We start from the raw sequence: 8145 nt of genomic DNA, 5'->3' as shown, positions 1-8145 counted from the left end.
TCCCCGCGGACGGCCGTCACCCCGGGTCGCGGGCGCTCCATGACGGCGGCATCCGGCGGAACGACCTCGGGCGCGGTCGTGATCCGGGCCGAGGCGCCGGCCTCCGCGCCCGCCGGGAGGCCGGCCTCCGTCCCGGGACGGGATCCGGCCGGGTCCTCCCCGCTCCCGGCGTGCGGGCGGGCCGAGGCACCGGGCGCGTCCCCTCCGCGGGCGCGGTACGGGAGGTGAGGGAGGGGGCCGGTGCCGGAGCCGCGTTCCCCGGGGCGGTCGTCAGGTCGTCTCCCGGCGGCGCGTCCTGGAGCGGGTTCCCGTGGCCCGGCGCGGCGGACGGCCCGGCCTCGCCCAGCCACACGGAGGACAGCCCGCCGGCTCCCGCCAGGAGGAGGAAGCCCCCGACGATCACGGGTCCGGAGAGCCCGGCGCGCAAGGCCCGCGGCCGTGCCCGCGTGCCCTTGCCGGGGAAACGCGGGATGGTGACCGTTCCGTCCTGTCCGCCGGGACCGGCCGGAGCGGGGAATTCGGGCGGGGAGTCGTCGTAGGGCATGCGGCCGCGCCGTACGGACCTGGGGGTGGGGCCGTGCTCACCGTGCATCTCGTCTCCCGTGTCGGATGTGGTCGGCTCCAGCCTGCCGGAAAACACGGAGAGGATGCGGCCGATTACGGAATGATCGCCCGGAATCGCAGGGAACATCGGTCTCCTACGAGATATATGCGATGGTTTCGTAGGTTTTTTCCGATTAGACCAGGGAAGTAGATGCTCATACGCTTTCATAACTTATATGGAGAAAGAAAACATATGAGAGTTATGATAGATTTTTCCGGACTTCCTCCCGGGCGCTCCGCCGGAAGCGGGCAGTCCGGGGGATGAACTCCATCGCCACAGTGCGCTCCTCCGGGGATCCGCCGCTCACCGTGGGCGTGGAGGAGGAGTTCCTGATCATCGATCCCGAGACCGGCGGGGTCGTACCCGTGGCGGACGCCGTTCGCCGGCGGATCACCGCCCCGCTGGCCGACCGGGTCCATCCGGAGCTCATGAGGTTCCAGATCGAGACCAACAGCCTGGTCCACACCGATCTGGGACGGCTCCGGCACGACCTGGCCGAGCTCCGGAGCGCCACGGCCGCCGCGGCCGAGTACGCCGGGGTCCGCCTGGCCTCCTCGGGCACGGCGCTGCTCGGGAACACCGGACCGCCGCCGCTGACCCCGTCCCCCCGCTACCAGCGCATGCACCGGCAGTACGACGGCATCCTGCAGGGGCAGGGAGTCTGCGGATGCCACGTCCACGTCGGCGTCCCCGACCGCCACGAGGCCGTCCAGGTCAGCAATCACCTGCGTCCCTGGCTTCCGGTGCTCCAGGCGCTGATGAGCAACTCCCCCATCGCCGACGGGATCGACACCGGACACGCCAGCTGGCGCATCGTGCAGTGGACCCGCTGGCCGAGCGCCGGGCCGCCGCCGTTCTTCGCCTCGGCGGAGCACTACGACGCCCTCGTCGACGCCCTGTACGCCACCGGGGCCATCATGGACCGGGGGATGGTCTACTGGTACATCAGGCCCTCCCACCACCTGCCCACCCTGGAGTTCCGCGGCGCCGACGCGTGCGCGACCCTCGACGAGGCCGTCGCGCTGGCGGGTTTGATCAGGGCGCTGTGCACCGTCGCCCTCGCCGACGTCAGGAGAGGGCTGCCGGCTCCGGCGGTCGATCAGACGCTGCTCAACGTGGCCTATTGGCGGGCGGCCCACGACGGTCTGGAGGGCAGCGGCTACGACCTGCTCTCCGGCAGGCGGAGACCGGCCTGGAAACTGGTCGGCGGGCTGCTGCAGCGGGCGCGGCCCGCCCTGGAGCTCAGCGGCGACCTGGCCTTCGTCACCGACGTGCTGAACCGGCTGCGCGCCGGCGGCTCGGGCGCGGCCCGCCAGCGCGCCGCCTACCGGCGGCGCCACTGCCTGCGCGACGTGGCGCACCTGCTCGTCGAGCAGACCCGGCCACTGCCCGAACCCGCCGTCCCCGTGAGAGCCTCCCTCAGATAGCGGTGAGCTCCCGCATGGCAGGCGGGCCCCCGCGCCGGGAGGTCGGCGGGAGCCCTCGGCAGCACGAACCCCGCACGGCGGGCGGGCCCCGGCTCTCAGGCCACCGGCTCCGCGGCCACCCCGTCCAGTTCGAACACCTCGGCCAGCTCCATCTGGCGGCACGAGCGCATCAGGCGGGGCGGCAGGCCGGTGAGCCTCAGCCGTCCCGCGACGGTGGCCAGGCGCCAGCGGATGCCCAGGAGCAGCGTCCAGCCGGCGCCGTCACAGGAGTCGAGCGAGCTCACGTCGAGGACGAGGAACCGGTGCCCCTGGTCCACCAGCTCGGTCAGGACCCGTCCCAGCAGGCAGGCGGTCGCCATGGTGAGGCCGCCCGCCAGCGTGACGACCGTCTCCTCCGACTCCGCGCCGATCACGAGTTTCAGCTCGGCCACGGGCGCGGCCTCCGGCGGCTCCTCCGTGGCCGCCGGCGCGATCTCCGGCACGTTGCGGCTCTCGAGACTCCTCATGATCGATATGACCTCCTCGGACGGGGCGGCGGGCCTGGGCTCCGCCGTACTGGCTGAGGGGCTGCCTGACTGTTACCCGGAAACCAGGCTATATCACGCTTAGTAGTTACCCGATTACCCCTACTCGCACCTCTCGGCAGTGCTCTGTTAGGTCAGCCTGCTCAGGAACACCCCGCGTACGCCGTCGAGGGCCGCGGCCGGCGAGCCGGGCCGGTCGAGGTCTCCGACGGCCTGCTCGGCCGGCGGGCCGGCGGGGGCGCGCACCAGTGCGCGTACCGGTTCTCCCGCGCGGACGATGGCCTGGACGACTTCGCCGCCGACGTTCCCGGTGGCTCCGGTGACGAGGATCACCGCAGCGTCCTGCCGAAATGCGCGGCCACGGTGTCGACCGACACCATCACCTGGGGTTCGGTGTCGTAGAAGTCGAACTGGGTGCCCTGGGTCCACAGGATGTCCCCGGGCCCGGCCAGTCCGGCGTGGAAACGGCGCGCGCCGTCGGGAATGGCGGCGTCCTCGCTGTGCACGAGCAGGGTGGGCTGGGTGATCCGCGGGGCCAGGGCGATGGAGTCGTAGGTGAGCCAGTCCGGCCAGGCCATGACGGCGAACCGGTTGGGCCAGGCGGGGATGCCGCCTCGGGCGGGGTTGAGATAGAAGTCGATGTCGTACGGCATGGCGGCGTGCGGGTCGGTGGCGCTGACGACCGGCACGTAGTCGATCTCACCGGTCTCGTCGTAGCGGGAGCGCGCCTCCCGCCCGGTCTTGATCTTCTCGGCCACCGCCTCCGCGCCCCCGTAGGCGCTCTCGCAGATGGCGGCGTCGTGCAGCCACGGCGCCACCAGCGCCAGGGACTTCACCCGGGGGTCGCGGGCGGCGTTGTCGGCCATGTACATCGCCGCGGCGCAGATGCCCAGCGCGCCCAGCCGGTCGCCGTCGACCTTCGGGTGTGCGGCCAGGAAGCCGATCGCGTGGTGGATGTCGCACACTTTGCGTGCGGGGTCCTCCACATCCCGCGGCTCGCCCTCGGACTCGCCGAAGCCGGTGAAGTCGAATGACAGGGCGGCGTAGCCGCGTTCGGCCAGGCGCTGGGCGTAGCGGTCGGCCATCAGCTCCTTGACGCTGGTCCAGGTGCCCGCCACGACCACGCCGGGCGCCCGTTCCACTCCATCGGGAAGGAACAGGTTGCCGGTCAGGGTCGCGCCCCCGCCGCCAAATGTGATCTTGTTCATGCGTACTCCAGGGTGGCTTCGGTGATCGATCCGCGGGTGATGGCGAAGCGGCAGAACGTCCTCATCGGGCGCCGTAGCTCCAAGCCGCGGTCATCACGACGCCGGTGATGCGCCAGCCGTCACCGGTGGCCACCAGGTCGAAGCGGTAGGTGCCGCCCAGCGTCCACAGGGTGTCGTCGGGTCTGCGGTGGGTGGCCTGGAAGGAGGCGGTGCACACCGCGGTGTCGCCGTCGACGGCGACCAGATGGTTGCCGAGCAGGTGCTGGGTGGTCTTGTAGGCGCCGAGCGCGTTCTGCCAGCCGTCGACGATCTGTGCTGGAGCGAGGACGGCGGGCTCGCCGCCGTTGAGGCTGGTGTAGTCGAGGGTCACCGTGTCGGCGAACACCCCGGCCAGCTCATTCCACTCGCGCTGGTCGGCGTGCCAGGCCATCCGGGTGCAGACGTCGATGACGTCGAATCGGTCCATGCGGTCAGGCTGCCGCGCTCCGGCGTCGCGGGGAAGACGGAGAAGTTGCAGGCCCGGGTGCAGGAAGCTGCACGCGGACCTCGACCCGGACCTCACAGCCAGCCGCGTTCCTTCGCCCGCAGGGCGGCCTGGAAGCGGGTGGCGGCGCCCAGGCGGGCCATCAGGTCGGCGACGTGGGCGCGGAACTTGCGGACGGAGACGGCGAGCGAGCGTGCGGCGGCTTCGTCGGTGTCGTGGCGCGTGAGGGCGTGCAGGACCTGCTGCTCGATCGGGGACAGGGCCAGGTCGTCCAGGTCGTCCAGGTCGCGGGCGCGTTCCCACCTGCCCTCGAAGACGTCGCCGCCGCGGTGTTCCTCGGACAGTTCGGTGAGCACGTCCCAGGCCAGGCTCAGTTCGGCGAGCTGGCGCCGGGTCTGCGACATGCGCCGCCGTACCAGCAGATTCACGGCGGCGGCCGGGGGAAGTACGGCCGGCGGGTCGTCGGCCAGGCCGAGGGCTTCGAGCTCGGCGAGCACGGCGCGGGCATCCGGCATGCACAGGTCGGCGGCGGCGCGCTCCACGTCGGAACGAGGCTCGCGGAGCAGGTAGCGGTAGAGCCGCTCCTGCTGGGTGGTCAGCCCCAGGCTGATCAGGGGCATCGTCACTTTCCAAGCCGTCATCGGCGGCCGGCGCCGGAGGCGAGGAGGTTCATCCGTACTCCATCGAACGACTGATCCATGCGTTTCGAGGATCAAGTACGGTTGACACCCGGAACAACGACGAATCCTGCAAGATCACATTCAGTGGGAGCCAACGGATCAGGTCAGGCGTGGAACTGCGCGACATCGAGATCTTCCTGACCCTGGCCGAAGAGCTGCACTTCGGCCGCACCGCCACTCGGCTGCGCCTGTCGCCGGCCCGCGTCACCCAGGCGATCCAGAAGCAGGAGCGGCTCATCGGCGCCCCGCTGTTCGAGCGCACCAATCGCCTGGTCCGGCTGACGCCCGTCGGCCGTCAGCTCCGCGACGACCTCCGGCCTCTGCACGCCGGGCTGCGGGAGAGCGTGCAGCGCGCCCAGTTGACCGGCCAGGGCATCACCGGCACGTTGCGCGTCGGCCTGCTCCCCGCCAACATCCACGACCTGCGCCCCTACTGGGACGCCTTCCGCCTCCGCCACCCGCAGTGGCCGGACATCGTCTACCTGCCGGTCCACGACATCGGCCCGCTGCCGTTCGCGCCGGTGTGGCGCAGCGAGGCGGAGAACGAGCTGATCCGCTCCCTCGCCGATGTCATCCGCGACCTCGGCTCCCTCCCGCCAGAGGGCTGACCCGCACCGCTTCGGGATTCATCGCGCCGCGTCGGTCGCGGCCCGGACGAACTCGCGGACCCGGCCGCTGGTGTTGGCGGTGAGCCAGATGGGACCCCACTGGATGGGCGGGGCGTCCCGGAGGGGGACGTAGGCGATGTCGGGACGAGGATAGAAGCGGGCGGCGTGCTCGCCGACGGGGAAGACGCCCTGGCCGGCGGCGATGAGGGCGAGGGCCTCACCGAAGCTTGTCGCCCGCGGGCCCTGGGGGACGGGAAGCCCGTCCCCGGTACGCGACGGAGTCCGGTCGGACTGGAATCTCCGCGGGATGTCCACCGGTACCTGGATCACCGGGTGGTCGGCGAGCGCCGCCACCGGTACCGCGTCCCTTCCGGCGAAGGCGTGGTCGGCCGGGACGGCCAGCAGGCGCGGTTCGGCCGCCAGCACCGGGCCCGGGGTGAGGCCCGGTTGGGCGGCGAACAGGACGTCGGTGATCTGGACGTCGATGTCGCCGTCGAAGAGCCGGGAGACGGTGTCGTGCCACTGCGTCTCGTGGATGTGCACCTCGCAGTCGGGGTGACGGGCGGCGAACACGCCGACGCTCTTGAGCAGGAGCTGGCCGGCGAGGGCGCCGAGGAATCCCACCCGCAGCACGCCGGTGACGCCCCGTCCCGTGTCGACCGCCCGCTGGAACGCGTCCTGGATGCCCTTGACGTGCGGCCTCAGGTCATCGGCCAGCCGGGTGCCGAGCGGCGTGAGCCGGACGTGACGGCTGGTCCGCTCGAACAGCGGCGCGCCGATCAGCCGTTCCACCTTCTTGATCGTCTGGCTGACGCGTCCCGGAGTGAGCCGCAGGCGCTCGGCCGTGCGGCCGAAGTGCAGTTCGTCCGCGAGTACCAGGAAGACCTGGATCTCCTGCCGCTCCAGCATCGTGCCCCCGATCGTTGAGTCCGGCTAACCGCCGCTTCGCTGATCACGCGTTGATGCAGGTCAGCCCGGCACGCCATCGTTGGAGATCAGCGCCACATGCTAACGAAGGTAATGAAATGAGAGCGAAACGGAAGATCGTGTCCGGACTGTTCATCTCTCTGGACGGGGTCGTGGAGGCGCCGGAGACCTGGCACTTCCCGTATCTGAACGAGGAGATGGAAGCGGCGGTCGGCGCGATGCACGAGGAGGCCGACACCCTGCTGCTGGGCCGGGTGACCTACGAGACGTTCGCCGCGGTCTGGCCCCACCAGACCGGCGCGCTCGCCGATCGGATCAACGGGCTGCCCAAAATGGTCGTCTCGGCCACCTTGGACGGACCGGCCTGGGCGAACTCGACGGTGCTGGACGGCGACGCCGTCACCGCGCTGACCGAGGCCAAGAAGCGGCCGGGCGGGAACATCAACCTGTCCGGCAGCATCACCCTGACCCGCGCCCTGCTGAAGGCCGGGCTCATCGACGAGCTCCGTCTCCTGGTCCATCCGGTCGTGCTCGGCGCCGGCCTCCGGCTCTTCCCCGAAGGCGCCGGCCGGGTGCCGCTGAAACTGGTCCGATCCGCCGCGTTCGCCACGGGCGTCATGGACCTGACCTATCAGCCGCTCTGAACCCACTCACCACTCACCACCACGAACGGAGAAGACCGTGAACGATGTCCGGATCAGGACACTCCAGGTTCCGGGAGCGAACCTGCACTACGAGATCAGGGGCGCCGGGCCGCTGCTGCTCATGATCCCGGGCGCGCCCGCCGACGCCGGGGCGCTGGCCGGGCTCGCCGCGGCGCTGTCCACCCGCTACACCGTCATCACCTACGATCAGCGCGGCCTGTCACGCAGCACTCTGACCGGGCCTGCTCATGATCAGGACGTGACCGTCTTCGCCGAGGACGCGCACCGGCTGCTCACCGCGCACGGCGGCGGACCCGCCTACGTACTGGGCAACAGCGGCGGCGCGCTCACCGCCCTGGACCTGGCCGCCCGCCACCCCGAGCAGGTCCGCGCCCTGGTGGCGCACGAGCCGCCGATTCCGGAGATGCTGCCCGACCGCGAGCGCTGGCGGACGGTGTTCCAGGACGTCCAGGACACCTACCGCGCCGAAGGGCCCGGCGCCGCGATGCAGAAATTCCTCACCACGATCGAGGGGGAGCCCAGCGGCCCGCCGCAGATGCCTGACTTCTCCCAGATGCCTCCCGAAGCGCTGGAGATGATGGGCCGGATCCAGGGGAACATCGGTTTCTTCCTCTCCCACGTCCTGCTGCCCGTGCTGCGCTTCGTGCCGGACCTCTCCGCGTTGCGCTCCGCCGCCACCCGGATCGCCGTCGGAGTCGGCGCGGCTTCGCCCGACGGCGTCCCCTTCCGCTCCGCCCTCGCACTCGCCGAGCAGCTCGGCACCGAGCCGATCGAATTCCCCGGCGACCACCAGGGCCTCGCCCTCGACGCGACCACCAGCGCCGGGATCGTCCACGACGCCTTCACCCGCCTCACCCGGGACGCGGTCGCGTCCACGGAAGCGATGTAGGAGTTTGCCCAGCCGGCAGGCGTGCGGCCGGGCACGAGGACGGCCGCCGCCGGGGCGGCCGCTATCGTGGGGCGGTGCCCGACGCCCTCCGCTCCCGCCTGCCCGCCGCGCTGGCGGCCGTGGCGACCA

10 protein-coding genes are annotated in these 8145 nt (G+C 71.4%); 4 read left to right on the top strand and 6 right to left on the bottom strand.

The genetic code is table 11. From position 1 onward, the window contains the following. The first annotated feature begins 864 nt into the window (after nt 1-864). Nucleotides 865-2031: a carboxylate-amine ligase gene (locus tag ACWJ6R_RS25235; RefSeq protein ID WP_449064613.1), complete on the top strand. Its 1167-nt coding sequence runs from the start codon at nt 865-867 to the stop codon at nt 2029-2031. A 95-nt stretch (nt 2032-2126) separates the two neighbouring features. On the opposite strand, the gene ACWJ6R_RS25230 is transcribed toward ACWJ6R_RS25235, so the two are convergent. The 5 genes from ACWJ6R_RS25230 to ACWJ6R_RS25210 all read right to left on the bottom strand — a co-directional run bounded on the left by ACWJ6R_RS25230 (nt 2127) and on the right by ACWJ6R_RS25210 (nt 4867). Further along, complete coding sequence (locus ACWJ6R_RS25230) at nt 2127-2537, bottom strand: STAS domain-containing protein (RefSeq protein WP_449064612.1); 411 nt, start codon at nt 2535-2537, stop codon at nt 2127-2129. Nucleotides 2538-2684: 147 nt separating this feature from the next. Continuing rightward, the gene (locus ACWJ6R_RS25225; protein WP_449064611.1) at nt 2685-2888 is read right to left on the bottom strand and encodes an SDR family oxidoreductase; all 204 of its coding nucleotides are present in this window, start codon (nt 2886-2888) and stop codon (nt 2685-2687) included. Continuing rightward, nucleotides 2885-3763 (bottom strand): alpha/beta hydrolase, encoded by an 879-nt coding sequence (locus ACWJ6R_RS25220; protein ID WP_449064610.1) that lies wholly within the window; start codon nt 3761-3763, stop codon nt 2885-2887. The genes ACWJ6R_RS25225 and ACWJ6R_RS25220 overlap by 4 nt, the downstream gene beginning before the upstream one ends. Before the next feature lie 61 nt (nt 3764-3824). After that, nucleotides 3825-4229: a nuclear transport factor 2 family protein gene (locus ACWJ6R_RS25215; RefSeq protein ID WP_449064609.1), complete on the bottom strand. Its 405-nt coding sequence runs from the start codon at nt 4227-4229 to the stop codon at nt 3825-3827. A gap of 92 nt (nt 4230-4321) precedes the next feature. Next, the gene (locus ACWJ6R_RS25210; RefSeq protein ID WP_449064608.1) at nt 4322-4867 is read right to left on the bottom strand and encodes a hypothetical protein; all 546 of its coding nucleotides are present in this window, start codon (nt 4865-4867) and stop codon (nt 4322-4324) included. Between the two features lie 170 nt (nt 4868-5037). Between ACWJ6R_RS25210 and ACWJ6R_RS25205 the strand changes: the two genes are divergently transcribed. Next, complete coding sequence (locus ACWJ6R_RS25205; protein WP_449064607.1) at nt 5038-5535, top strand: LysR family transcriptional regulator; 498 nt, start codon at nt 5038-5040, stop codon at nt 5533-5535. A gap of 18 nt (nt 5536-5553) precedes the next feature. Here the strand turns inward: ACWJ6R_RS25205 and ACWJ6R_RS25200 are convergent, their stop codons facing one another. Continuing rightward, nucleotides 5554-6444: a LysR family transcriptional regulator gene (locus ACWJ6R_RS25200; protein ID WP_449064606.1), complete on the bottom strand. Its 891-nt coding sequence runs from the start codon at nt 6442-6444 to the stop codon at nt 5554-5556. Between the two features lie 116 nt (nt 6445-6560). Between ACWJ6R_RS25200 and ACWJ6R_RS25195 the strand changes: the two genes are divergently transcribed. Together ACWJ6R_RS25195 and ACWJ6R_RS25190 are read left to right on the top strand one after the other, a co-directional pair. Then, nucleotides 6561-7106 carry a dihydrofolate reductase family protein gene (locus ACWJ6R_RS25195; RefSeq protein WP_449064605.1) on the top strand — a complete coding sequence of 182 codons (546 nt, stop codon included), beginning with the start codon at nt 6561-6563 and terminating at the stop codon, nt 7104-7106. A 37-nt stretch (nt 7107-7143) separates the two neighbouring features. Continuing rightward, entirely contained in the window at nt 7144-8016 is an 873-nt protein-coding gene (locus ACWJ6R_RS25190; protein ID WP_449064604.1) for an alpha/beta fold hydrolase, read from the top strand. Nucleotides 8017-8145: the final 129 nt, after the last annotated feature.

The sequence above is a fragment of the Planomonospora algeriensis genome, from assembly GCF_977012225.1.
Note: the sequence above shows the minus strand (reverse complement) of the source record. Positions and strands in the feature narration are given on the sequence as shown.

Excerpts from the sequence above, each read along its gene's own strand:
- ACWJ6R_RS25220 (WP_449064610.1), bottom strand. The coding sequence starts at position 3,763 with ATGAACAAGATCACATTTGGCGGCGGGGGCGCGACCCTGACCGGCAAC.
- ACWJ6R_RS25195 (WP_449064605.1), top strand. The coding sequence starts at position 6,561 with ATGAGAGCGAAACGGAAGATCGTGTCCGGACTGTTCATCTCTCTGGAC.
- ACWJ6R_RS25230 (WP_449064612.1), bottom strand. The coding sequence starts at position 2,537 with ATGAGGAGTCTCGAGAGCCGCAACGTGCCGGAGATCGCGCCGGCGGCC.
- ACWJ6R_RS25235 (WP_449064613.1), top strand. The coding sequence starts at position 865 with ATGAACTCCATCGCCACAGTGCGCTCCTCCGGGGATCCGCCGCTCACC.
- ACWJ6R_RS25210 (WP_449064608.1), bottom strand. The coding sequence starts at position 4,867 with ATGCCCCTGATCAGCCTGGGGCTGACCACCCAGCAGGAGCGGCTCTAC.
- ACWJ6R_RS25200 (WP_449064606.1), bottom strand. The coding sequence starts at position 6,444 with ATGCTGGAGCGGCAGGAGATCCAGGTCTTCCTGGTACTCGCGGACGAA.
- ACWJ6R_RS25215 (WP_449064609.1), bottom strand. The coding sequence starts at position 4,229 with ATGGACCGATTCGACGTCATCGACGTCTGCACCCGGATGGCCTGGCAC.